Genomic DNA, 23,216 nt, shown 5'->3' with positions numbered 1-23,216 from the left:
TGAGGAACGATTATCTAGGTTTTGTTGCTTGTCTTTACGGAGAAGGACAAATAGAGGGGGTACTTTTCCGTAGAGCATGGACAGTCTGTGATGATCGTTCCTCTTTTTTTGCATGCTGAAGAGAAGAATGTTGGCTCAGGGGGTGGCCGACTCCTCAACAGGATGCGAATAGAGTTGGTGATGCTTGACTGGGGACCAAAAAAGGGGGATAGTAGATTGGAGCACACAACACACCCACTGCGAGCTTTCTGGCGTCGCACATGTGCTCTCCAGTCAGCTCACAGTATACAGTAGATTCTTATCAATCCAAATTTACATAGGGGGGCACTATGCTCCAAGAGTTTAAAGAGTTTGCCATGCGTGGCAATGTGGTAGATATGGCCGTTGGTATCGTCATTGGCGGGGCGTTTGGCAAAATCATCTCTTCGTTAGTGAGTGATGTCATTATGCCGCCGATAGGTCTACTGATGGGTGGCGTGGATTTCACGGATCTTTTTGTGACGCTCAAAGACGGTGCAACGGCAGGTCCGTATGCATCGTTAGCTGCGGCCAATGAAGCTGGAGCTGTGACCATGAATCTTGGGGTCTTTGTGAATACGGTGATTAGTTTTATTATTGTGGCCCTTGCGATCTTTATGGTGATCAGGGGGATGAATAAATTGAAGCGAGAAGAAGAGGCGCCTCCTGCAGAGCCGACGACGAAAGATTGCCCACAATGTCAGATGACGATACCCATTAAAGCGACACGTTGTGGTCATTGTACATCAGAGGTCAAAAGTGCGGCATAAGGTAAGCACGTAACTTGCTTGCGTCGTACCCAGGCAATGGCAATGGTGCACGTGTCGTTGCCTGGGTGCGTTTCGCAAATAACAACTCAGTCAATTGAAAAGGAGCCAACTATGGACATGAGTAAACTCGTGGACTCGTTACAGGCAACGCTTGGCGAAACCTTACCGACTGTGCTTGGCGCACTGGCTATTCTTATTGTGGGGTGGTTTATAGCGGTTGCGATCCGAGGAGGTGTCCGAAAGTCACTTGGGTTTTTACACGTTAATGATCGGTTACGGACGAGCACTGGTACGCATATGGATCTTGAGTCAGGTGTGGCGGCGGGCTTGTATTACGTCATCCTTCTTCTCGTCCTCATGGCCTTTTTTAATGCGCTGAAACTGGAAACGGTGTCTGGTCCGCTTCAAGGATTGGTCGGGCAGGTATTTGAGTTTATCCCTAAGCTTGTAGCCGGGGGTGTCTTGTTGCTTGTGGCATGGGTGTTAGCCACGATTGTACAAACCCTGGTGTCCAAGGCGTTAGGCGCAACAACCCTTGATGAAAAGCTGGCGTCTGGAGCTGGGATGAGCCCTATGAGTGATACGCTGGGAAATGTGCTCTACTGGTTAATTTTTTTGTTGTTCCTCCCAGCGATCTTAGGAGCCTTGGAACTCAAGGGGCTTCTTGATCCTGTCCAGGGGATGGTCAACGACATTCTTGGCGTGCTGCCGAATATCATGGCCGCTAGCATTATTGGCCTTGTGGGTTGGTGGGTCGCAAAAATTTTACGAGATTTAGTCAGTAATCTTTTGGCGGCGTCAGGAGTCGATCGTCTTGGTGAGAATGCCGGCCTTCGAGTAACCATGAGTTTGTCTCGCCTTGTCGGGCTTGTCGTCTATATTCTGATTCTTGTTCCTGCAATCGTGGCCGCACTTGAAGCATTAAATATTGATGCACTGACTGAACCGGCGATTGAGATGCTGAATGCGATGTTAGCAGCGATTCCCAACATTTTTGCGGCAGCCATTATCCTGGCCATTGCTTACTTTGTTGCTGGTCTGGTTTCCTCGCTCGTTAGCAATCTTCTGGGTGGAATTGGGTTCAATGGATTACCAGAGAAACTTGGCGTTGGTCAGGTTCTAATGGGCGAGCCGACGCCGTCTCAGATTGTCGGGAAAGTCATCAGTTTCTTTATCATGCTCTTCGCAACGGTCGAAGCTGCGAATCGTCTTGGGTTTCACCAAGTCTCCGGGCTTGTGGCCATGTTCATACAGTTTGGCAGCCAAGTCCTACTCGGCGGTTTAATTATTATCATAGGGTTTTGGCTTTCCAATCTGGCGTATGCAGTGATCGGCAGAGCGGGTTCCACGTCGGCTGCTAATATTGCGCGTTTTGCCATTCTCGGTTTGATTTTGGCGATGGGCCTCCGTGCGATGGGTCTAGCGGATGATATCGTGAATCTGGCATTCGGGCTCACGCTTGGCGCAATTGCTGTGGCGGTGGCCCTTTCCTTTGGTCTCGGGGGTCGTGAAGCTGCTGGCCGACAAATGGAGCATTGGCTCAGCAAGTTGCGTGGAGAACGGTAAGGGGTTCCTAACGTCCCTTGATCTCAGAAATAGAGATCAGGGGACGGTTGTTTTTTATTGAGAATTATTGACCGGTCGACTGGTGCTTCTCATGTCCTCTTCATTTTTACTTTCCACGTCGTGGGTACGACGGTTTACCAGTTTCAAGCAAATTATTGTGTTGTCAGCGCTTGTATCCGCCAATAGTTCTTGAGGGTTTGTGTTGCGTAAATAATGCATGTAAAATGCCATTTATGGCACAGCCTTTCTTTATCCTCTGCCATAGACTCTTAGGTATTTTCTTCTTGAGGATTTGTGCCAGTCCTCTATAATTGAAATCATAGAATTCATATTCCTCGCTTCAAATTTCTTCGATAAGGGTTAACGCTACGATCAACGTTGATCACGTAGGAGTTACCGTTCCATGAAGAATCCTCCGCTTAAGCTGAATCCTTCCAGATTCAGGACTTTTTCGAGAGTCACGAGTTGTTGCTGGGTTTGGGGCTTGCTGTTTCCCGGTTATACAAGAAATGATTGTGAAGGAGGCATGACTGTTTGTCTGTGAGGTCTCACAACGTTGCCATGAATTCACGATTGTTGAAAATCGTACTTGGGTTCTTTCTTGCAGTCGTGATCTGTGTCTTGGGTGCGTGTTTTGAGCATCCTGATCGTCCCCTACGACTCGGGACAAATGTTTGGATTGGGTATGAGCCTCTGTATTTGGCGCGAGATCTGAACTATTTTCAGTCCAGCTCTGTCAGATTAGTGGAGTATCTTTCGGCCAGCGAAGTCATTCGTGCTTTTCGGAATCAAGCACTGGAAGCCGCTGCATTAACACTCGATGAGACCTTATTGCTTCTCGAAAGTAAGATTCCAGTCCAAGTCTTTTTGGTGGCGAGTATTTCTTATGGTGGAGATGTGATTCTCGGCTCACCAGATATTACGGAGTTTACGTCGCTGCTTGGGAAGCGAGTCGGAGTAGAAGCCAGTGCTCTTGGCGCGTATTTTCTCTCGCGCGCATTGGAGGAACATGGTTTGTCCCTCACAGATATTACCGTCGTGAGCCTTGAAGTTGGGGAGCATGTTGCGGCATACAAGGCAGGCAAAGTCGATGCGTTGGTGACGTTTGAGCCTGTTCGGTCTCAACTCCTTGCACTGGGTGCACATGAATTGTTTACGAGTCGTGACATACCTGGGGAAATAGTCAATGTTTTGGTTGTCAATCAAGCATATTTTGCTGAACATCCCAATAACGTACGCAAGGTGGTGCGTGGATGGTTTCGCGCCATCGACTACTTCACGGCCAATCCCCATGATGCCGCAAGTCGCATGCAGAAACGACTGAAAATTCTTCCTCAAGATGCACTGAAGAGTTATCGCGGCTTCCGACTTCCCAGCTTGGAAGAAAACCAAAAACTTCTTCAAGGTCGTACCCCGGGATTAGGGTTGTTTGCCAGACGTCTTCGAGATCTCATGTTGACGAAAGACCTGTTGCGAACTTCCGTCCAGCTTGATTCACTCTTTAGTGCGGTGGCGTTACAGAAGGGCTCATCATGAACATGATGTCGCGATATCCTTTGCGATATCTCGTCATTGGCATCCTCGCGGCATTTTCTTTCTTGATTGGCCTCTTGACGTATATTGCGACTCAGCCGGTGGTTATTCAAAATGTCGAGGAACAGGCTGCTGATCGCCTTCGAGCCGAATTATCGCGACTGCAAGGTGTGCTGCAAATTTTGTTGAGGGCTGAAAATTCAGAGGGCGCGCAAAGTGTGGTGGTCTCACTTGGTTCAGCTCCCAAGCACGAGCTAGCCCTGCTCACTGATGCAAGGGGTGTCATCATTGCTTCGACCCGCTTGTCTGATGTTGGGACCGTATGGACGTCACTGACGCCACCGTTAGATCGACTCATGATTGATCAAGTGAACATTTCCGGCGGGGCTGTGGTTCGCTTGATGCCTGATTCCCGACATCTCGCAGGATATGTCAACATCTGTGACCCAATTATCACAGGAACACTTCGTCCGCCACAGTGTGGGTTTCTTTATCAACGAATTAACCTGAGTCAAGCAAGAGAAGCGGCTGTAGATGTGCTCCACCGTCAGGCCGTGGCATATGGGCTTGGCCTTGCTGTGCTTGCTGGGGTATTAGGAATCATTTTCCACCGTGTTGTCACTCGACGTGTTGAGCGTCTTATTGCCACAGTGAATCGCTTTACAGATGGTGACACAGCAGCTCGTGCTGCGTTGGAAGGGCAAGATGAACTTGCTCGTGTTGGTGAGGCGTTTGATTCGATGGCCCAAACGATTGCTAATAATCAGCAAGAACTGCAGAGGTTGAATACGCAACTAGAACGCCGTGTTGAGGAGCGCACGCGTGAGCTGCAAGAGAGTGAGCAGAGATTTCGCGTCATCTTCGAACAAGCCGCTGTGGGAGTTGCACAAATAACCTCTCGATCCGGTGAATTTGTTCGAATCAATCAGCGCTACTGTGACATTCTCGGTTACTCTCAAGATGAGATGTTGGGGAGAACATTTCAGGAGGTTACCCATTCAAAGAATCTACCGGAAGATGTGAACAACATGGATTGCTTATTGAAGGGTGAAATCGAAAAGTTTTCGATGGAAAAACATTACACTCGAAAAGACGGGACGACTATTTGGGTGAATCTGTTTGTTTCACCGATGTGGCAACCTGGAGAGGAACCGTCGTATCACATCTCGGTGATGGAAGATGTTACCGAACGAAAAATGATCGAGATGGAAATTCTCCAACAACGTGCCGAGTTGGCTCGCTCAAATGCGGATTTGCAACAATTTGCTTCTGTCGCGGCTCATGACCTACAAGAGCCGTTACGGATGGTGTCGAGTTATACAAAATTGTTGGGTAAGCGATACGTGGGGAAACTTGATGCGGACGCGGATGAGTTCATTGCCTATGCTGTGGATGGAGCCAATCGCATGCAAACATTGATCCGCGATCTCTTAGAATATTCGCGAGTGGGGAAAGGTAAATTACATATGAGCATGATCGATTGTGAGGAGGTGGTTGTTCAAGCCGTCAGGAATCTGCAGACGTTAATTTCAGAACGTCACGCTCAAATGGTTTGGGAAAATCTTCCTCATGTGAGAGCTGATGTCAGTCGGTTAACCCAAGTGTTTCAAAACCTTTTTGCCAATGCTATGAAATTTTGTGATGCGGCGACTATCCCGAGGATTACCGTTTGTGCTGAATCACGAACAATGGATTGGCTCTTTTCCGTTCAGGATAACGGTATTGGAATTAAGCCTGAACATTCGACCAAAATCTTTGAGGTATTTCAACGACTCCATAATCGAACACAATATTCTGGAACAGGAATTGGTCTTGCCCTGTGCAAACGAATCGTGGAAGACCATGGAGGGCAGATTTGGGTCGAGTCCACACCAGAAAAGGGCTCAACTTTTTTCTTTACCATAGCCAAGGAATGAGGGTGCACTTCTGGCTAACAGAACGTTTGGAATTCGCACACGATTCTTGTGGACAACGGGAGGACAAAGAGGAACTGATTGAATTGAAAACGTTTGGTCAACGGTGATTCTCTATAGGATAAATAGATAAGGTAGATGAAAGATCGGTCCTGCTTTTCACTGACGTGAAAACTCTTTTTCATCTTGTCACTGCCTGACTTTGAGTGAACACTTGAAGCTGTGCATATAAAATTCGAGAGTACGAGTGAAGTTTTAATAACACTTGATCGGCGACAATGTTTTGAGTATGCCAGTGTCGAATTTTGGCATGTGTTCATAAGCAGGATTCCTGTCTTCATGGAGTTATGTATTTGATATACGTATTGCTCTTTCAACGCCAAGTGTTTTTGGGTGCCTGATGACCATAGCCGTTTCAAATGACTTCCACATGTTTGAAGTGAGTAATTGCGCGGGGTTTGTTCGCATGCCTCAGTTGGAACGTATTTGGATTCGCTATAGTGTGAGAATCATTGGCGTTTTTTATCGGAAACGTGATATGTCCGGGCCAATGGCTGAAGTGTGATGTTCATTTTCTAGAATATGTAGATTTTTCTATCGGAATTATATCTTCAAGGGGAGGCTTGTGTATGAAACGTGTTCTTATTGTGGATGATCAGGCATCCAATCGGCTCATTCTTCGTGAACTTCTTGAAACATTAGAATGGAACTGTACTGAGGCGAGTAATGGGGTTGAAGGACTGGAAGTCGTGCGTCTTGAAGCGATTGACCTCATCTTAACTGATTATCATATGCCTGAAATGAATGGGCTCAATCTATTAGAAGAATTAAAAAAAAATCCTTCGACTCGAGATATTCCTGTGATCATGATTACTGCTCATTCGACGACAGATATTCATACACAAGCATTATCCATCGGAGCGTCCGCTGTATTGCCTAAACCATTTGAATTTGAGGCCTTGTTTCGTGCAGTAAGTAATGTCGTTGCAAGGAAGGTAACAGAGCCGAATATGGTTGTCCCAGCGCCACGGAAATTGGAAATTCTTCTTGTCGAGGATAATGAAGGCGATGTGCGTTTGACTCAAGAAGCGCTCAAGGATGTGAAAGTGACGGCTCATCTCTCGGTCGTGAATGACGGGGAGGAAGCCATGGCATTTTTGCGTCGTCAAGACTCGTATGTCAACGCGGCGCGGCCAGACCTTGTTTTGCTAGATCTCAACTTACCTAAGAAGAGTGGCCATGAAGTGTTAGCTGAAGTGAAAGCAGACAAAGAAATTCAAGCAATCCCAGTGGTCGTGCTTTCAAGTTCAGCACAAGATGAGGATATTTTGAAGGCACACGAACATTTTGCCAATTGCTATGTGACAAAACCTACAGATTTGAACGAGTTTTGGAACCTCATCAAGCATATTGTCGAGTTTTGGTTAGTCATTTCGAAGATTCCACCTAAAAATTGATTATAGCGAATCCAATTAATTCCCAGGGGTGCCTAGGCCACGAAGGCTCAACGCACCACTGGCCTTGTCGTTTCAATCTTTACAGCGAATCGCTAGGGTTACTCAATATTGTGATTATAGGGGGCCTAGGCCACGAACCCGTAACACGCCATTCTTTGTCAGCCCAACCCTTACTGAGACTCACTCGCCAAACTGACCATGAGGATTAGAGGTGTCCTAGTGACGAAGATTGTTCCGTAACTCCCTATGCATCCCCAATGACAACTGACATTGAATGCTGTTCTGCCCCCTTGAGAGGTCAACTCAAGGTAGCCTTGGCTACGATCGTTGTATGCTTGACAAAGAGCCGAATAGGCATTGAACATTGAACCCGGTTTACCCCTTGAAGTGTCGATTATAGGTAGCCAAGACATCGGAAGGTTATATCCGATTGGATTATAGCGAATACAAATACGTTCCAGCTCAATCATGAGGACTTTCAACGCGATATCCCATGTGTCATGAGTACGAAAAATCATTGAATCGGCTATAACTGACAATGATTGACGTTTTCTCTCACGTATTGGATAGCAACATTGTACAAGTTGGCGCTTGATCGTTTCGGTAGAACTGAAACGGCTATAAGATATCTCACGTTTCACCGATATTCTCAAATGGTTTGCCAAAAATTGAGAAATTTTCATGTTGCTTAGAGTTGTCAGTCATGATTCTCCAGTATTTGAGTAGTTGGTGAGAACCTTCATCCTGTCTTTCTACTCTCCTTGTACGTCCCTTCATCTTTTCATGTCTCTTGAAGAAACACTGAAACAGTTTTGAGTCACATTGACTCAGTTCGAATGGATAGATAGAAGAAAGTATTTCTAGTCATTCATCGTAAGATGTTGTTATATATGGATAAATTTCTCATTTGTCTCTTATGGCACAGCGGTTGAATATAAGATATGAAACATAAGTGATTGGTCTTCTCTAGTGGCAGGGACTCATGATTTTACACGATTCTTATACAAAACAGCAGGATGTCTCAGGAGAAGCATGGGGTACTCAGGGGGAAAGACGAGAGGTGAAATGTGTTTTGATTGTCGATGATGAACCAGATCACCGATTGGTCCTAAGAACGATGTTGGAAGGGTGTGGCTATGACTGTAAAGAAGCCCAAGACGGTATGGAGGCGCTTGACGTACTTGGAAAAGCTGACGTTCATGTGGTGCTGACAGACCTGCAGATGCCGCGAATGAATGGTGTTCAGCTTGTTAAGCATGTTGCCTCCCACGCCACGTTCAAGTCTATTCCAGTTATTTTAGTGACGAGCCAAACCCCAGATCTTATCCCATCTTTCGATGAAAGGAAAAAAATATTTACTATTCTCTCTAAACCGTATGAGTGGCCGAGGGTCTTGACTGCAGTGGAGAAAGCCATTGAAGGCGCTGCTCGTACCCCGCGTGAAATTTCGCTAGCTGTAAGTTGAATGGACACTTTAATAATCCAACAGATTTTATGAAATACGAGCAACCTGCCATGCCAAAACGGTTTCGACATATTGACATAGTTCCTCTTGTCTTGGCGTGCCTTTTAATCATGTTAATCATATTTATTTTTCTGGAAATATTATAAAAGGCATCGGTGGATCAAGCTGATGGAGTATGCCTTGAAGTAATAGGTTTGTCATGGATTGGATGAAAATGATAAGCCTGTATCAAATCGTCTGCAATCATTTACAGAGAATTTTGTTGACAGTTGCAGGGAACTAGGCAGATGATAGAAGAGTTAACGAGAAAGAATAGAAGTGTACAATTTTTGAGTATTATACCGGGGCGAAAGTCACGAAAAGTAAGATTTTGATTATCTGAAAATAAATCGTTTGGATAACCAAGTCTAATAAAGCCAATGGATAAAAATGAAGATGTGCAACTCAAAAATGTTATTAGGATTGTTGATGATAAGTCTTTGCGTTTTCTCTGGCTGCTCTGGTCCACGGCCTGTTCTCTATCCTAACCAAGCTCTGCAAGATAGTGGGGAAGAACAGGCAGAGCAAGATATTTCAGTTTGTGAAGAGCTCGCTGAAGAGTATGTCTCGAAAGGGAGTGCCGGAGAGCACGTTGCCGGTCAGACTGTAGGAGGCGGAGCAATCGGTGCGGCATCAGGTGCCGTCGGTGGGGCTATTGCAGGAAACGTTGGGCTTGGCTCGATGATTGGAGCGGCCGCAGGTGCGACGCAAGGGCTGTTGCGAGGAATCTTTACGTCCGGAGGAGCCGAAGCGAGTCCGGCTTATCGAAATTTCGTCAATCGTTGTTTGATCGAAAAAGGCTACGAACCCATTGGTTGGGACTAAGACACCTGTAATCAACGGCGCAGAAGGTTGGAAGACTTCAACGTAAAATTCTTACGAGTCACTCGCGAGACCCCCAACGATCGTGTCTTAGGACACCTGTAATCAACGGCGTAGAAGGTTGGAAGACTTCAACGTAAAATTCTTACGAGTCACTCGCGAGACCCCCAACGATCGTGTCTTAGGACACCTGTAATCAACGGCGTAGAAGGTTGGAAGACTTCAACGTAAGATCCTTACGAGTCACTCGCGAGACCCCAATGATCGTGTCCGGAACACTTGCGTCAACATGCCTACATTCGTCTTCTATGGCCACTTCAATTAACTTCCGATAGCGAGAGGTTCCTAGGTGGAGTCGACATTGTGCTGTCAGAAGGAGAGACTATTGCTCGTAACACCAAAGAATATCAAGCATGAAATTGCTAGCTTCTGATTTTTCGATATACGAACAGCAGTAAAAGTGCGCCACCAATTGCAATCCCAAAGCTTCGGATGTCAAATCCTGAGACTTCTCCATATCCCAATGCTGTGCTGATGAAGCCGCCGACTGTGGCGCCAGCGATTCCAATCAAAATCGTGATGATAAAGCCTCCGGGATCTTTGCCGGGCATCATGATCTTTGCCAGAATTCCAGCAATCAATCCAAATACAATCCAGGATAGAATTCCCATTGCTGTTCTCCTTATCGAAGACGAGTTGTTTGAGACTTCTTGAGATTCTTACTCTTCTTTGGCCATGGTCGAAATAAACGAATCGGCTTCCTTGATCGACGCTTCCATTTCTTTGATCAATGACGAAATGTCGCTTTCGACGGCCACGAGTTCATTCTTGAGTGACGCAATCGCTTTCGCATTGAGGTTGTGCTTTAAGAAGAGGACTTGATCTTTAAATGCAGACATGACGGGGTCCATTTTCTTCTCTGCACGCTTCATGGCTTTGATGAGTTGGCTGTATTGTTTTTGTGTTTGATCGAGCTTACGTTGGCTTGTTCGGCGCAAACTGGCGTTGGAGTATTCCTCAAGTTCGGCTTTCCACTCAGTGAACAAGGCTTCGGATACGTCTTCGACTGATGCCACACGGTCATGGACGGCTTGTGCTTTGACCTCACTCTCCTCGTATTCGGCGTTTAACTTGTCGTATTTTTCTTGTAAGTCACCACCTTTAAAGTTTAAAACAGATGTAAAGCGGTCAAGCGCGGATTTGAACTGTTCTTTCGCATCGGCCTGGGCGTCACGAGCTTTTTCGACATCGGAAATGAGGAGATCGCGTTTGTGGTACCCAATTTTTTCCATGGCCTCGTAATAGACACTTTGACAGCCAGTCAATGAGATGACGATGAGGCACGTGAGCCAACTATTCAGCGTACGTTGAGTCGGACGGATGTTCATGGATGCTAGTCTCCTGGGTCTAAAGAAGGAATATAATTAATGATCTCATCATGTTTCGCATGGGGTTCCCCGGTTCTTGATGAAAAGAACCAGGAAACAAAAGTCTTATGCGCTGGGGCTAATGACTTTTTCGAGTAAGTTTCTGACGCCGTCACCACCTTGGCTTTGCACGTATTGCAAGACCTGGGGAATAAACTTACCGATCATCTCCGTATCCAGGCCGAGTTTTGAGAATCCCCCTGCGAGCGCAGCCAGTGATCCAAGGCCTCCGGCACTTCCACCTAAGCTCGAAGCGAGCCCTCCGAGCATTCCCATGACTCCGGCACCACCCTCTCCTCCATCGCCGGCCGTTGGGGCAGCACTCATTAGATTCCCTATGCCGGGGACGGCTTCGGCGATCTGTTGAAATTCACCGCTGCCAAGCTTTTCTTTTGCGATGTTGAACAGCATGCCAGCGCCACCTTTAGCCTGATCCTCGCTGACTCCAAGATTATTCGTCAACATCTGAACGAGTTCCACCATGGCATTCCTCCTTTGAATTAATAAGTCGTGATGGATGATGAAAGGGAGTAGAGGGGGACTATAGGCTATTGTATGTTATTTCCAGGCTGGAGTCATGTCTCCAGATGAATCTTTCCAATAGGGGATCCAGACAAACGTGACCAACTTGAGAGAAATATTAGTTTTCTTGAGCCTGACAGTGAAGGATTCAAGAGTTCCGGCCTGTTGTTCCCATTGGGAGGCTAGAGTGTCTTTGTCCTCTTGGAATTGGTTGTTGAGATCGAGAAGTCGTTGTTGTAAGGCTTCAACTGTGTCGCCAGCTCGTGCGACATCCTTGGCTTCTTTCATTGAGCGTCCCACGCCGCGAATGGCTGATGTTGCTCGGCCCACAGACGATCGACTGACAGTTTTTCTTCCAAGAAATGCCGATAACAAGGTGGCGCCAAAGGATATGACCGTTTGCATTTTCTGCTGCTTGGCTTGCTCCGTTTCTCGATCGACAGTCTGCTCCGCACGACGAATCCGTTCTTCAAGTGTGGTCATTTTGGGTGCATACTTCCTTCGAAGTCGTTCGATGTCCTCGTCTCGCTGTTCATGTGCGAGTTGTTGCAACCGAATGCGAAAGTCACGTTCGGATTCGTCTGGATCCGAAATGATTTTAAGAGCAGGGCTTTTCCATAGTTCGAGCGCCTTATGACGGTAAACCCAATTCTTAAAATCTCTCTCCCAGTTCTTGTAGTGTTTTGTGTTCCCGGCTGCTGAAGGCACTGGTGAATAGCTCACGCCTTCTTCAGGTCGTTTCTCCAGGTCATCTGGGGAAATCTCTGTCTCAATGGCATTATCCCAGTCAACAGGAATTGGGTCATCCGTAATAGGAAGAAGTACGGTGAAATCTCGTAATACGTCCAGTTTTGTTTTGCTTTGGATGTAGTGGATGGAGGTTGAAGCCAATAATTGTGGTTGATACGTGAGGCTTGCTTCGTCAGGTTGAGACGTTCGTGTGGGAACGAAGTACTGTGAAATCTCTGGCGGTAAGACCGGTCGTTGAGAGGTCTCAATTTGAGTGTTTGGGGTTTTGGTTTTTGCTGCTTCCGTCTTGGCATGGCCTGTCGTTGTCGGGTCTTTTGTTTTCGGGAGTTGATCCTTGTATGGATCCATTAATGTTTTAATTTGCGTCCTTGTCAGTGGCCCACGTAAATAGGAGAGCGCCCAACGGGTTTCAAAAATTTCAGGCTTGTCGTCGTGAACATTGTTCATGAGAAATACGCGACTGTCTAATCCTGAGAGGGTTTTTTGCATCTGTTTCCGATTCATCGCTTTTCCCGCTTCAGACGCGGCCCCTTCAAGGCCATCGAGGACACGTGCGATATCGCGTTCGGTTTGCAAACGGCCGATAAACCAGGTTCCTGCATTGCCGAGGCCTTTGTAATCGAGATCCACAGGGTTTTGTGTCGCCAGGACCGTTCCCACACCAAAGGCGCGTGCTTGTTTGAGCAGGGTGAGAAGTGGAGCTTTCGACGGGGGATTTTTCACAGGTGGAAAGTAGCCAAAGACTTCGTCCATATAGACCAGGGCGCGAAGGCTTGTGGTACCAGATTGAGTTCGCATCCAACTCACCATTTGACTCAACAGCATGGTGACGATGAACATACGTTCCGTGTCATTTAAATGTGCAATTGACATAATGGCGATTCGTGGCTTGCCATCGGCGGTATACAGGAGCTGATCGATGTCGAGCGGTTGTCCTTCGAGCCACGTAGAAAATCCTGGCGCACCAAGAAGATTATTGAAGCGCATCGCAAGGGCAAAGCGATCTTTTGAGGGAAAAAACGACTCAACATCCAGGACTCCAATCTTCTGAATGGGCGGGTTTTGTAGATACCCGATGAGTTGCGCCAGGTCCAAATCTTGTCCTTGTTTCCATACATGTCCCAAAACAGTCGAAAGAAGAATGTGTTCTCGGCTCTGGAGAGGGTCGGCCTGAATGCCAACGAGGTTCAAGAGGCTGGTTGCCGTTGTACTGATCCGTTCGCTCAGGAGTTCCGTATCTTCCGCGATTGAGGTGGGAGGTGCTGAAAATGATTTCAGGATAGAGATCGGCAGGCCAGCAGTACTGCCCGGGGTGTAAATGGCAAAGTCCGCAGCATCACGTAAACGTTTGATTCGATCTCCACTTTGATTCCATGATCGTAACCCTTTTCCCCATGTGTCGGCCTCCTGCTGGGCATACTCCACGGGTGAGAAGCCTTTTTTCTGTGCGTCGTCTTTATTCACCCATGGGAGAAAGTCTTGTCCTCTAAGTTTGGGAAATGTCAGCAATAGATTCGATAAATCGCCCTTCGGGTCGATTACCAGAGCAGGAATACCGTCAATCGCCGCTTCTTCCAACAGCCCAATGCAGAGACCGGTTTTCCCGCTTCCCGTCATGCCCACGCAGACAGCATGAGTCACGAGGTCTTTCGAGTCATAAAGGAGAAGGCCGGGTTTGGATTCCTTTTTCTCTAAGTCGAATGGGCGTCCCAGATAGAAGGCACCAAGTTTTTCAAAGTCTTGCATCGACACGATCCTTTCACAATGATTTACGAAGAGATGTGTTTGTCAATGGGTGTTGCAGGGGGAGTTTGTTCAAACGCATTGCATCATAACTCATGGGCCATTCTCAAGCTTGGACACCTATAATCGCCATAACAGAAGGTCCAAGGCCCCAGTGGGAAAAATGTCTGTTGATTACTCCACGACTATAAAAGATCGTGTCCAAGGACACCTACAATCGCCATAACAGAAGATCCGAGGCCCCAGTGGAAAAAATGTCTGTTGATTATTCTCACGACTGCGAGCGAGATGAACGATAAACAGAAGCTAGAACTCTATTATCGAGAGTTTCTCGTGGTCTTCAATGGCGAACCCAGAGACTGATTTCGGTGAATGGGTTCAATTGGTCTGTCTGGCGTATTTTAGATTGGGACGTCCCTTACCGCTTTGCCTACGACAAATTTATCGCGATAGCATCGTTGCTCAAGTCAAGAAACAGTACGTACCTCAGTCCTATGACGGAGAGATTGTGCTTTTTCAAAGTGATACAGCCTTAGAGGCCTATTGGAGCACACGATGCTCAAAAGTCCGTAAGGTTTTTGAGCTCCCCGTCAGTCACCTTGAAGTCGTGGATGGTCCTTATGCAGAGACTTTATATGGGCAATTGATGCAGTCACTTAACGAGGTTCAAAGAGAAGAACGATCGTGGGCCAGTCGACAAACATTACATGGAGTGAAGAGGTAGACCTTCATGTTTAGTTGGCTAGATAAAGTTTTAAACGTAGTAGGTGAATAACCCTGGGTGTGTGGGCAACAGATATGCCAGTAATACTCTAGTCAGGTGAAAAGAGGTTTGTGGGACAAGCAGGTGGGTAGCGATTTTTGTGTGTGGTAGTTTGTTATGTATTTGAGGTCTCGAATATTCTGGTCTATTCCTCATTCGATATACCGTGGAGCATTCCCTGTGGTGTGAATCTTTTTTCGTTATTAAGTTTTTGGTGATTTACCGAATATTCATGGTTGTATAACGGTTTGAAGAAATCGCCCAGTATAGGATTCGATATTGTTCGCCACGATCTCAGGTTGTCCTTCGGCAACAATCTTTCCCCCATGTTCTCCGCCTCCCGGCCCAAGATCGATGATCCAATCCGAACATTTCATGATGTCGAGATGATGCTCGACGACGACGACGGTATTTCCTTCGTCTACCAGGCGATTCAGAACGCATAGCAGTTTTTTAATGTCGTCGATATGGAGTCCGGTGGTCGGTTCGTCCAGAATGTAGAGCGTTTCGTTTGATTGCGTTGAACCGCGTTTCGCTGTTGGAAGACGTGCAAGTTCTGCGGCAATTTTCAATCGTTGGGATTCTCCTCCTGATAAACTCGTAGCCGGCTGACCTAACCGGAGATATCCTAACCCTAGAGAGTCGAGTAGTGCCAGAGGTGGGACGAGGGTTGGAGCGAATTCTCCAAATGTTGTGAGTGCCTGTTCAACTGTCATGGTGAGGACGTCATGGATTGAATGGCCCTGAACCCGAATCGCGAGAACTTCAGGTTTAAATCGATGACCTTCACAGTCTTCGCATGTGACATACAGGTCTTCCAAAAAATACATTTCTAACTTTTCATGCCCTTGTCCTTCACAACGTGGGCATCGCCCCGCGCCGGTGTTAAACGAAAAATAAGCTGGAGTCAGTCCGCGTGCGCGTGCCTCTGCATTCTGCGAGAAAAGTTGTCGAATAATTTGGAAGACTTTCATGTAGGTGACTGGATTTGAGCGAGGTGTTTTACCGATAGGTTCCTGGTTAATGAGCCGAACGGTGTGGAGGTGTTCTAGCCCGGTGATTTCGTCAAATGTTCCAAGCGGGGGTGAGGCAACTTTGAATGCTCGAGCGGCTGCAGCATAGAGTATATTTTCGACAAGTGTGCTTTTCCCTGACCCGGACACACCAGTGACGCTCGTCAGCGTTCCTAAAGGAATATGTAACGTCAGATTTTTTAGGTTGTGTTCTCGGGCTCCGGTGATCGTGAGGCTTTTCCCGTTTCCAGGACGACGATGCGGTGGGACGGAGATTGACTCATCGCCACGTAGGTATCGAGCCGTGATAGCATGAGGATTTTTGATGAAGGTGGGGTAGGAAGCCGAGCAGATCACCTCACCTCCCTTCTCGCCTGAAGCCGGACCGATTTCAATGATGTGATCAGCTTGTTCAATGACCTGGTGATCATGCTCGACGGTGACAACGGTATTGCCATTTCGGGCAAGCGCCTTGAGTAAACTGGCTAAGGCCGCGGTGTCACGTGGATGAAGGCCGATAGTGGGTTCATCGAGAACATACAGTGTTCCGACTAATTTAGCTCCGAGGTGTGTGGCTAATGATATACGCTGGGCTTCACCTCCAGACAATGTACGCATTTCCCTGTTGATGGTTAGGTAATCGAGTCCAACATGAAGCAGAAAAGTCAACTTAGCTTCTAATGTTTGGAGTATGTCGTTCGCGATCTCGCGTTCAGAGTCAGAAAGCGTGAGAGTCCGTACCCAGCTATGAACCTGTTGAATTGGCCATTCGGAAACGTCATGGATATTCTGTTTGTGTATATGCACCATGAGCCCATGAGGGCGAAGCCGGCTACCCTGGCAGGTCGGACAGCGAGATGGACTTCGATAACGACTGAGAAACACACGAACATGCATCTTGTATCGCTTGCCTTCCAGGTATTCAAAAAATTGATGAATGCCTTCAAGCTTTCGATCACCTTCCCAAATTATTCGTTTTTCCTCACGTGACAGTTTCTCGTAGGGTGTCGTGACAGCAAGCTTGCGCTTTTTGAAACCTTTCAGCATCTCATCCTGCCACCATCGATTGGATGGCTTTGTCCACGGATCAATTGCTCCATCGTTGAGCGACTTGGAAGGATCTGGAATGATGAGATTTTCGTCATACTGAAGAATATTGCCGAATCCCTTACATTCGGGACATGCCCCTAAGGCATGGTTAAACGAAAAGTGTACTGGCCGAACAGTGTCAAACGTTCGATGGCATTGAGGGCAACGGAGAGCGGTGCAGAAGGTAGAGATTTTTTGGCCTACGACTTGGACCTGTGCGAATCCGTGTCCTTCTTGAAAGGCCGACTCCAAACTCTCCACAAGTCTTGAACGATTATCCTCTCGGAGGACCAGTCGATCGACGATGACCTGTACAATTGGCTGTGTGAATATTTTCGGGACAGGATCGGTGTTGAGATTCAAGGGTTGATCATGGTCGAGAATACGAACATACCCTTGTTTGAGTAATGATGAAATAAAGTCGGGCATCTGTTTAGGTTTTGGTGCTTCAATTGGAAAAAGGATAAAGGCGCGGCTCTGCGGAAATACTTCTAAAAGTTTCTGAGCCACCGATTCCGGCTGATGGGCTTCGGCTTTGATATGGCAGTCAGGACAGGTCAGTTGACCGATTTTCGCAAACAGGAGGCGTAGATAATCAGATATTTCACTGGCTGTTCCCACCGTGGAACGGGACGTCCGAACAGGATTCTTTTGTTCAAGCGCAATCGCCGGGCGAATGTTAATGAGACGATCGACGTCAGGGCGAGTCACGCGCTCTAAGAACATTCTGGTGTAGGACGAAAGTGATTCAATATATCGCCATTGTCCTTCGGCAAAGATGGTATCGAACGCGAGCGACGACTTTCCTGATCCTGAGACGCCGGTAATGACCGTGAGGGCATTGTGGGGGATCCAGAGCGAGATATTTTTGAGATTGTTCTGTCGTGCGCCTTCAATAATGAGATCGCGACGTTTCTTCTTGTCTGCCATATCTTTAGTCCCAAAAGAGGCCTATTGAATAATTCATGCCAATGGCCCAGGAATCGTCTAGGCAAGACGCATGCTTTGAAGGGAGGGAATGTTCAAAAAAATCCGTCCAGCAAGGCCGCAGCCCTCGGGCACGATTATCTCTGGAGGTAGTTCCACATGACACTCATTTTTTGTTGCAGGGGGACTCCCTCTTGCCAGAACGATCATAGGTGGAGCGTACTGGTATTACGTGAGCACGGCACTCTCGCGCAATTTCGGCACACGCAGCTGAATGACTTCACTGACACAACGCAAGCTCCCTCTCAGAGAATCTCGTGGCGTTCGGACGGCGAGGGAGCGAGAACGCCGCTAGCGGCTTTTTTCAACATTCCCAAAAGAGAAACTGTACCAGGGGACTCATGCACTAACCAAATCATGGTCTGTTACAAGGCTTGCATGTCAATCGTTTGTAACAAATTCAACGGTGCATGACTGTTTAGCAACTGACGTCTTTTGAGTGAAAGTCAGGGATAGCAACAAGATGGGATTGTGAGGGAAGACTTTGAGAGGGAGAAATCGGATAGAAATCTGAATGGCAAGATGTTAACCGATGCGGCCTACCATATCACCTAGCCAGACGGCTCCCAGGCCGAGAAAAAGATGCAATCCAACAATGAGAAAAGCTTGTGAGTATTGCCCATCTCGTAAAAACGCAAAGGTTTCATAGCCAAATGTGGAATAGGTTGTGAATCCTCCGAGGACGCCAATAAATAGAAACGGACGAATGTTGGCAATGAAAAGCTGTTGTGAGTCGGTTAAGCCATTGAGCAGGCCAATCAAGAAACACCCCAGCACATTGACGGTCAGTGTGCCAAATGGATATCCAAGAATGGGGTTAAGCCGTTGAACAAAGTCAGAGAGGAGAAAACGACTGATTGACCCAATCATGCCGCCTAATCCAACTAAAACAATTTGTGTCATATGAGGAATGTCAGATGCTGAATAATGATCAGTGCCGAACGTGTTTGCTGTGAAGAGGGCAACGATGAGAAGACCGTACTATAAGTGTTCTCGAGGATCAATCTTTGAGAGGCTTTATCTTTTTTCGTTGTGAGCGTTGCTTGGCTGTGACTTTCTCGGTCTCTTTGGCTTGAATCCATCGATTCATGAGGTCATCCTGGCCGAGATTCCAGAATGCGATCCCGCCAAGCAGGCCTGCCGTGTTGGGAACGAGGGTGACTTTCTCCGGTAATACCAGATTGACTTTCTTGCTATTGCCTCCACCAATGTAAAGGTGATCAAAATTTAACACACGATCTAATGTTTTAATGGCTTTGGCCAGTCGTTTATTCCACTTCTTTTTCCCGATCTTTTCAAGAGTTGCATTCCCCAATTGTTCTTCATACGTTTCATGATCGTGAAAAGGGTGATGCCCTAATTCCAGGTTTGGAACCAGTTTGCCGTCAACAAACAACGCAGATCCAAATCCTGTTCCTAGGGTAATAACCAGTTCGATGTTTTTCCCTTGTATCGCCCCGAAGCCTTGCACATCGGCATCATTCGCAGCCCTGACGGGTTTTTTTAATTGCGTGGTGAGGGCTTCAACTAAATTGAACCCTTTCCATATCGCATTGCCCAGATTAGGAGCCGTGTACACGATGCCGTGACGTATGACACCGGGAAACCCGACTGATATGCGGTCGAATTCACCTTGTGCCTCAGCCAGCTTCGCAATAGTTTCTGTGATGGCAGTCGGGAGAGCTGGTTTGGGGGTGGCAATGCGTCCACGTTCTGTCAGAGGGGTGCCCATTTCGTCGAGGACAATGGCCTTAATTCCAGAGCCTCCGATATCAATGGCGAGTGTCTTGATAGGTTGACGATCCTGTTTGCGACTTGGAGGGTTCTTAGCCATGATGATTCTCCTAGGGTGTGCTCTGTCGACCGTTGTAAATACTGCCACCATCTTTCGCGTAGTCTTGTAACACTTGAATGGCCTTGTGGCGATGGATGTCTTGAGTCACGACGATGCCTCGTGCATGTAACGTGTTGACCCAGTTCGGAGGTTTTGTGCCTTCATCAAATCCGATGTCTCTCGCATCTTCATCTCGTGCTCCGCAGATGAGTGTGCGTATGCCTGACCAGGGAATGGCTCCTAAGCACATCGCACAGGGTTCAGTACTCGTGACGAGTTCATGCGGTGAATGTCCTTCAGCTCCAAGGTCATGATGCCCGACGGCGTGTTGCGCGAGCGTCAGGGCAACGATTTCCGCGTGAGCAATCGAAACGTGAGATGTTGTCACAAGGTTCACACCGGGAGCGACTAAACGGTTGGTGATGGAATCAAAGACAGCGGCAGCAAAGGGACCTCCAGTACGATATTTAACATTCAGACGAGCCAGCTCCGTCACAAATGTCATTTTTTGATCTATGGTACTGAAATATGCAGGGATGTTGATCAGGTATTCCGGTAGCCAATCGGGTAACTGAAGTGTGAAGGTGGAAAATGAAGTGATGGTGTCTTGATTCATATAGAACCCGCCTTGTGTCGAAATGATTCACCATATCGTTTCGCTTCAAGGCGGGAGCAAGAACGATTTGAGGGAACGGTGGTCTTAATAAAGATGAGAGTAGAGATGAATAATCATAATGACGGGGGTACTTTACTCAAAAAACGGGCTCCCATCACACTGAGATGATGGAAGCCCATATTTCGCACAAACTGTGCTGTCTTTCTTGTGCCTTCGATATGTCTCGTCCCATCTGAGGTCGAACAAGGCTTTTTCGTTTACATCATGGCCAGTTGATTCTGCTATCAAACCGAGTCCTCCTGGTGAGGTACTCTATTTCCATCATCCTTTTCACCTCTTCTGCATGAGAGCTGTGAATGTCAGAAATATGAACATTGTGCTTAAGAGCACCATCTCTTGATCAGGATGGGAACATCAACTCGGCAAAAACGATAAAGGCCGTTGTGGTTGGAAGGCAATCATTACCACAGACGGGGCTAGGTGGCCAGGTGGCGTAGCGTCATCCATGAGAGACCTCCTTTTCGTGTAGGGGCTTGAGTCTGAATCGCAATGACTGAATTTCCCGCACGACTCATCCGCAAGCAGAAGAAACATTATTAATGCTACGCCTATCTTGATAGCCTGTCAATACATAAATTCGTTCGACGTTTGAATGGATTGACCTCGCACTTGCCTGAGGATGAATGCTCTTGCATCCTTAATGCAAACAGCGTACAAACAAAGCTTTCCAGAAGCATCGCGTTTGATTTTGGCTGGTTGGAGAGCACTTGAAACTCATAAAGCACATATGTCTATTTTTTTCAAAAAAGTCATCATCATCACGGGCGCCTCCGAAGGCATTGGACGAGCCTTAGCTCTTGCTTTAGCACCACAGCAGCCAAAGCTTATTCTTGCCGCACGAAACGAACAACGACTTTTAACCTTAGCTGCTGAATGCGAGCAAGTGGGAGCCACTTCGTGTGTTTTACCCACTGATGTCACAGACGAACAGGCATGTCAACGGCTTATTCAACAAACGATTGAGACGTTTGGTGCGCTGGATGTTCTTGTGAATAATGCTGGTATATCGATGCGGGCTACGTTAGAGGAGGTTTCAGATCTCTCGATATTCGACCATATCATGAAAGTGAATTATTTGAGTGGTGTCTATTGCACAAAATACGCATTGCCCCATCTTAAGCAGTCAAAAGGGAGAGTGGTTGCTGTGGCGAGTGTGGCGGGTCTGACCGGTGTACCCACACGAACCGGGTATTGTGCGAGCAAGCATGCCATGATGGGGTTCTTTGAATCATTAAGAATGGAATTAGAGGATGCGGGTGTTTCAATTACGATCATCGCTCCGGATTTCGTGGTGTCAAAAATTCATGAGCGATCGTTTGATGCACGTGGGCAACGGGTGGGAGAAAGCCCTGCGAATCAACACACGTATCAAACTTCAGAATCCTGCGCGGTCATGATCCTCAACGCCATGGAGAAACGTCAGCGCTTGTTGGTTACTTCCTGGCGAGGGTATTGGGGCCGACTTGTGAGAATCTTGTTACCTAAATTGATCGACGGGATTGCAAAAAAGGCGGTGAAGGAAGAGGTTAGGTGAGCGTTTGAGCTATGCTTTTTCCAACGTTATGACTCTGGTGGTTTAGGAGAGGATTCCTGCTGAATTACATGGAAATCTTTTTGGGTGATGAACTGCCCGTTGGCATGGAGCCGGAATTCATATCGACCAGGACCAGGAAAAACAATGGTCGAAATGTTCAGGCCAAAGTCATGAGTTTCGAGCCGACTCTTGATTTCGATGGGTGACAGGGCACCCTTCCCCACGGTTTGGTTTTTATCGAGATAGATGAGTTCGATCTCAAATTGATACGTTCCCTCCGCGTCGTTGAGACAGAAATACACGCCCATTTGCGGGTGTTGGCAAGGAAACGTTTTGGCCCACAGATGGGTAAAGGCGCCAATGATACTTTTTTTGCCTGTCAAACTATCAATGATGATTGTGTCACAGACCAAGAAGGCTTGGACGCTCGGTTTTACAATGTCGGGCATAAATATTCATTCCTTTTCGTTTCGAAACATGAATCGCCTCAGAAGAAGCCATTTACCATACAATGTTCGACCTTAATGTGTCAGCCCCTGCTATCTTTTACGAGATACGAGATACGAGATACAGGCGACGAGTCAGGTGAGTGCGGTTTTGATCCAGAGGTACAACACCATGACTTCTATCGCGTGCGCAGCCATCACCGCATAGAGGTTTTTTAATCGAACCCACATCCAACCCCAAATGATGCCATCCCATAGTGCAATCCAATGTAGGTGTTGAAAGGTGGAAACCATAAAGGGGTCAAATGTAAAAACCAGGGCGGAGAGAAGAATGGCAATGATGTGATTGAGGTGTTTTGGGTATTTGTCGTAAGAAGGAGTGAGGTATTGAATGTGCGCGATGAGTGAGATAAGACGTCCAAGCAGGAATCCTCTGAAGTTAAATTCGACGGCAATGGCTATGACCGTAATGGTCCATGGAATCATTAATAGGGTTGGAACTTGTGCATGGGGCGTTTGTGCAAGAAAGGTGATGTCCTTTCCTAAAATCGGAACGATGTAGAGGATGATACATGAATTGCCTATGCCTAAGAGAAGTCCAACCATACATCCCCACCGCAAGCCGACCCACATGTGGGTGGATTGTATTCCTAATCGAATGCTCACGTTGTCGTTTGTCGCGGTCCACATTCCTAATCCCAAATATGCCAATATTTGCGGCATAAACTGGACAATCGTATATTCTTGATATGAGTGAGGAAGAAGATAAAAAATGATGGTACCGGCAACCGATACTAAGGCAAGGCTCGGCCATTGTTCTGGTTCAATCCGCATTCGAGTGCATGGTTA

20 protein-coding genes are annotated in these 23,216 nt (G+C 47.2%); 10 read left to right on the top strand and 10 right to left on the bottom strand.

Annotated features, from left to right (window positions below; translation table 11 throughout):
- The first annotated feature begins 329 nt into the window (after nt 1-329).
- From mscL to ACWQXP_RS13225, 8 genes are all read left to right on the top strand, one after another.
- The gene (gene mscL / locus ACWQXP_RS13260) at nt 330-788 is read left to right on the top strand and encodes a large-conductance mechanosensitive channel protein MscL (RefSeq protein WP_454063353.1); all 459 of its coding nucleotides are present in this window, start codon (nt 330-332) and stop codon (nt 786-788) included.
- A 111-nt stretch (nt 789-899) separates the two neighbouring features.
- Nucleotides 900-2,354 carry a mechanosensitive ion channel gene (locus tag ACWQXP_RS13255; protein WP_454063352.1) on the top strand — a complete coding sequence of 485 codons (1,455 nt, stop codon included), beginning with the start codon at nt 900-902 and terminating at the stop codon, nt 2,352-2,354.
- A 561-nt stretch (nt 2,355-2,915) separates the two neighbouring features.
- Nucleotides 2,916-3,890: an ABC transporter substrate-binding protein gene (locus ACWQXP_RS13250; RefSeq protein WP_454063351.1), complete on the top strand. Its 975-nt coding sequence runs from the start codon at nt 2,916-2,918 to the stop codon at nt 3,888-3,890.
- A complete protein-coding gene (locus tag ACWQXP_RS13245) occupies nt 3,887-5,803 on the top strand; it encodes a PAS domain S-box protein (RefSeq protein WP_454063350.1) in 1,917 nt (638 codons plus the stop codon). The genes ACWQXP_RS13250 and ACWQXP_RS13245 overlap by 4 nt, the downstream gene beginning before the upstream one ends.
- Nucleotides 5,804-6,230: 427 nt before the next feature.
- The gene (locus ACWQXP_RS13240; protein WP_454063349.1) at nt 6,231-6,365 is read left to right on the top strand and encodes a hypothetical protein; all 135 of its coding nucleotides are present in this window, start codon (nt 6,231-6,233) and stop codon (nt 6,363-6,365) included.
- 64 nt (nt 6,366-6,429) lie between these two features.
- A complete protein-coding gene (locus ACWQXP_RS13235) occupies nt 6,430-7,257 on the top strand; it encodes a response regulator (protein WP_454063348.1) in 828 nt (275 codons plus the stop codon).
- Nucleotides 7,258-8,239: 982 nt separating this feature from the next.
- Complete coding sequence (locus ACWQXP_RS13230; protein WP_454063347.1) at nt 8,240-8,722, top strand: response regulator; 483 nt, start codon at nt 8,240-8,242, stop codon at nt 8,720-8,722.
- A gap of 468 nt (nt 8,723-9,190) precedes the next feature.
- Nucleotides 9,191-9,586 carry a glycine zipper family protein gene (locus tag ACWQXP_RS13225; RefSeq protein WP_454063346.1) on the top strand — a complete coding sequence of 132 codons (396 nt, stop codon included), beginning with the start codon at nt 9,191-9,193 and terminating at the stop codon, nt 9,584-9,586.
- A 419-nt stretch (nt 9,587-10,005) separates the two neighbouring features.
- Here ACWQXP_RS13225 and ACWQXP_RS13220 read toward each other — a convergent pair whose 3' ends face one another.
- The 4 genes from ACWQXP_RS13220 to ACWQXP_RS13205 form a co-directional block, all read right to left on the bottom strand.
- A complete protein-coding gene (locus ACWQXP_RS13220) occupies nt 10,006-10,254 on the bottom strand; it encodes a GlsB/YeaQ/YmgE family stress response membrane protein (protein ID WP_454063345.1) in 249 nt (82 codons plus the stop codon).
- A 48-nt stretch (nt 10,255-10,302) separates the two neighbouring features.
- Nucleotides 10,303-10,971: a DUF2959 domain-containing protein gene (locus ACWQXP_RS13215; RefSeq protein WP_454063344.1), complete on the bottom strand. Its 669-nt coding sequence runs from the start codon at nt 10,969-10,971 to the stop codon at nt 10,303-10,305.
- 105 nt (nt 10,972-11,076) lie between these two features.
- Nucleotides 11,077-11,493: a DUF2780 domain-containing protein gene (locus ACWQXP_RS13210; RefSeq protein ID WP_454063343.1), complete on the bottom strand. Its 417-nt coding sequence runs from the start codon at nt 11,491-11,493 to the stop codon at nt 11,077-11,079.
- 75 nt (nt 11,494-11,568) lie between these two features.
- Nucleotides 11,569-14,028, bottom strand: coding sequence for an ATP-binding protein (locus ACWQXP_RS13205; protein ID WP_454063342.1), 2,460 nt, complete (start codon nt 14,026-14,028; stop codon nt 11,569-11,571).
- Nucleotides 14,029-14,368: 340 nt separating this feature from the next.
- Here ACWQXP_RS13205 and ACWQXP_RS13200 point away from each other — a divergent pair, with 340 nt between their 5' ends.
- Nucleotides 14,369-14,749: a hypothetical protein gene (locus tag ACWQXP_RS13200; protein WP_454063341.1), complete on the top strand. Its 381-nt coding sequence runs from the start codon at nt 14,369-14,371 to the stop codon at nt 14,747-14,749.
- Between the two features lie 269 nt (nt 14,750-15,018).
- On the opposite strand, the gene uvrA is transcribed toward ACWQXP_RS13200, so the two are convergent.
- The 4 genes from uvrA to ACWQXP_RS13180 form a co-directional block, all read right to left on the bottom strand.
- Nucleotides 15,019-17,820, bottom strand: a complete 2,802-nt coding sequence (gene uvrA, locus ACWQXP_RS13195; protein ID WP_454063340.1) for an excinuclease ABC subunit UvrA — start codon at nt 17,818-17,820, stop codon at nt 15,019-15,021.
- A gap of 582 nt (nt 17,821-18,402) precedes the next feature.
- Nucleotides 18,403-18,780, bottom strand: coding sequence for a fluoride efflux transporter CrcB (gene crcB, locus ACWQXP_RS13190; protein ID WP_454063339.1), 378 nt, complete (start codon nt 18,778-18,780; stop codon nt 18,403-18,405).
- Nucleotides 18,781-18,877: 97 nt separating this feature from the next.
- Complete coding sequence (locus ACWQXP_RS13185; protein ID WP_454063338.1) at nt 18,878-19,711, bottom strand: ROK family protein; 834 nt, start codon at nt 19,709-19,711, stop codon at nt 18,878-18,880.
- Nucleotides 19,712-19,721: 10 nt separating this feature from the next.
- Entirely contained in the window at nt 19,722-20,327 is a 606-nt protein-coding gene (locus tag ACWQXP_RS13180; RefSeq protein WP_454063337.1) for a nucleoside deaminase, read from the bottom strand.
- A gap of 787 nt (nt 20,328-21,114) precedes the next feature.
- On the opposite strand from ACWQXP_RS13180, the gene ACWQXP_RS13175 reads away from it, so the two are divergent.
- Nucleotides 21,115-21,921, top strand: a complete 807-nt coding sequence (locus tag ACWQXP_RS13175; protein WP_454063336.1) for an SDR family oxidoreductase — start codon at nt 21,115-21,117, stop codon at nt 21,919-21,921.
- A gap of 26 nt (nt 21,922-21,947) precedes the next feature.
- Here the strand turns inward: ACWQXP_RS13175 and ACWQXP_RS13170 are convergent, their stop codons facing one another.
- Together ACWQXP_RS13170 and ACWQXP_RS13165 are read right to left on the bottom strand one after the other, a co-directional pair.
- Nucleotides 21,948-22,370 carry a DUF6941 family protein gene (locus ACWQXP_RS13170; RefSeq protein ID WP_454063335.1) on the bottom strand — a complete coding sequence of 141 codons (423 nt, stop codon included), beginning with the start codon at nt 22,368-22,370 and terminating at the stop codon, nt 21,948-21,950.
- Nucleotides 22,371-22,502: 132 nt separating this feature from the next.
- A complete protein-coding gene (locus ACWQXP_RS13165) occupies nt 22,503-23,201 on the bottom strand; it encodes a CPBP family glutamic-type intramembrane protease (RefSeq protein WP_454063334.1) in 699 nt (232 codons plus the stop codon).
- Between the last annotated feature and the right edge of the window lie 15 nt (nt 23,202-23,216).

Source organism: Candidatus Nitrospira salsa (genome assembly GCF_965152625.1).
This window is presented reverse-complemented; position numbering and strand designations above follow the sequence as displayed.

Excerpts from the sequence above, each read along its gene's own strand:
- mscL (WP_454063353.1), top strand. The coding sequence starts at position 330 with ATGCTCCAAGAGTTTAAAGAGTTTGCCATGCGTGGCAATGTGGTAGAT.
- ACWQXP_RS13255 (WP_454063352.1), top strand. The coding sequence starts at position 900 with ATGGACATGAGTAAACTCGTGGACTCGTTACAGGCAACGCTTGGCGAA.
- ACWQXP_RS13250 (WP_454063351.1), top strand. The coding sequence starts at position 2,916 with ATGAATTCACGATTGTTGAAAATCGTACTTGGGTTCTTTCTTGCAGTC.
- ACWQXP_RS13245 (WP_454063350.1), top strand. The coding sequence starts at position 3,887 with ATGAACATGATGTCGCGATATCCTTTGCGATATCTCGTCATTGGCATC.
- ACWQXP_RS13240 (WP_454063349.1), top strand. The coding sequence starts at position 6,231 with ATGTTTGAAGTGAGTAATTGCGCGGGGTTTGTTCGCATGCCTCAGTTG.
- ACWQXP_RS13235 (WP_454063348.1), top strand. The coding sequence starts at position 6,430 with ATGAAACGTGTTCTTATTGTGGATGATCAGGCATCCAATCGGCTCATT.
- ACWQXP_RS13230 (WP_454063347.1), top strand. The coding sequence starts at position 8,240 with ATGATTTTACACGATTCTTATACAAAACAGCAGGATGTCTCAGGAGAA.
- ACWQXP_RS13225 (WP_454063346.1), top strand. The coding sequence starts at position 9,191 with ATGATAAGTCTTTGCGTTTTCTCTGGCTGCTCTGGTCCACGGCCTGTT.
- ACWQXP_RS13220 (WP_454063345.1), bottom strand. The coding sequence starts at position 10,254 with ATGGGAATTCTATCCTGGATTGTATTTGGATTGATTGCTGGAATTCTG.
- ACWQXP_RS13215 (WP_454063344.1), bottom strand. The coding sequence starts at position 10,971 with ATGAACATCCGTCCGACTCAACGTACGCTGAATAGTTGGCTCACGTGC.
- ACWQXP_RS13210 (WP_454063343.1), bottom strand. The coding sequence starts at position 11,493 with ATGGTGGAACTCGTTCAGATGTTGACGAATAATCTTGGAGTCAGCGAG.
- ACWQXP_RS13205 (WP_454063342.1), bottom strand. The coding sequence starts at position 14,028 with ATGCAAGACTTTGAAAAACTTGGTGCCTTCTATCTGGGACGCCCATTC.
- ACWQXP_RS13200 (WP_454063341.1), top strand. The coding sequence starts at position 14,369 with ATGGCGAACCCAGAGACTGATTTCGGTGAATGGGTTCAATTGGTCTGT.
- uvrA (WP_454063340.1), bottom strand. The coding sequence starts at position 17,820 with ATGGCAGACAAGAAGAAACGTCGCGATCTCATTATTGAAGGCGCACGA.
- crcB (WP_454063339.1), bottom strand. The coding sequence starts at position 18,780 with ATGACACAAATTGTTTTAGTTGGATTAGGCGGCATGATTGGGTCAATC.
- ACWQXP_RS13185 (WP_454063338.1), bottom strand. The coding sequence starts at position 19,711 with ATGGCTAAGAACCCTCCAAGTCGCAAACAGGATCGTCAACCTATCAAG.
- ACWQXP_RS13180 (WP_454063337.1), bottom strand. The coding sequence starts at position 20,327 with ATGAATCAAGACACCATCACTTCATTTTCCACCTTCACACTTCAGTTA.
- ACWQXP_RS13175 (WP_454063336.1), top strand. The coding sequence starts at position 21,115 with ATGTCTATTTTTTTCAAAAAAGTCATCATCATCACGGGCGCCTCCGAA.
- ACWQXP_RS13170 (WP_454063335.1), bottom strand. The coding sequence starts at position 22,370 with ATGCCCGACATTGTAAAACCGAGCGTCCAAGCCTTCTTGGTCTGTGAC.
- ACWQXP_RS13165 (WP_454063334.1), bottom strand. The coding sequence starts at position 23,201 with ATGCGGATTGAACCAGAACAATGGCCGAGCCTTGCCTTAGTATCGGTT.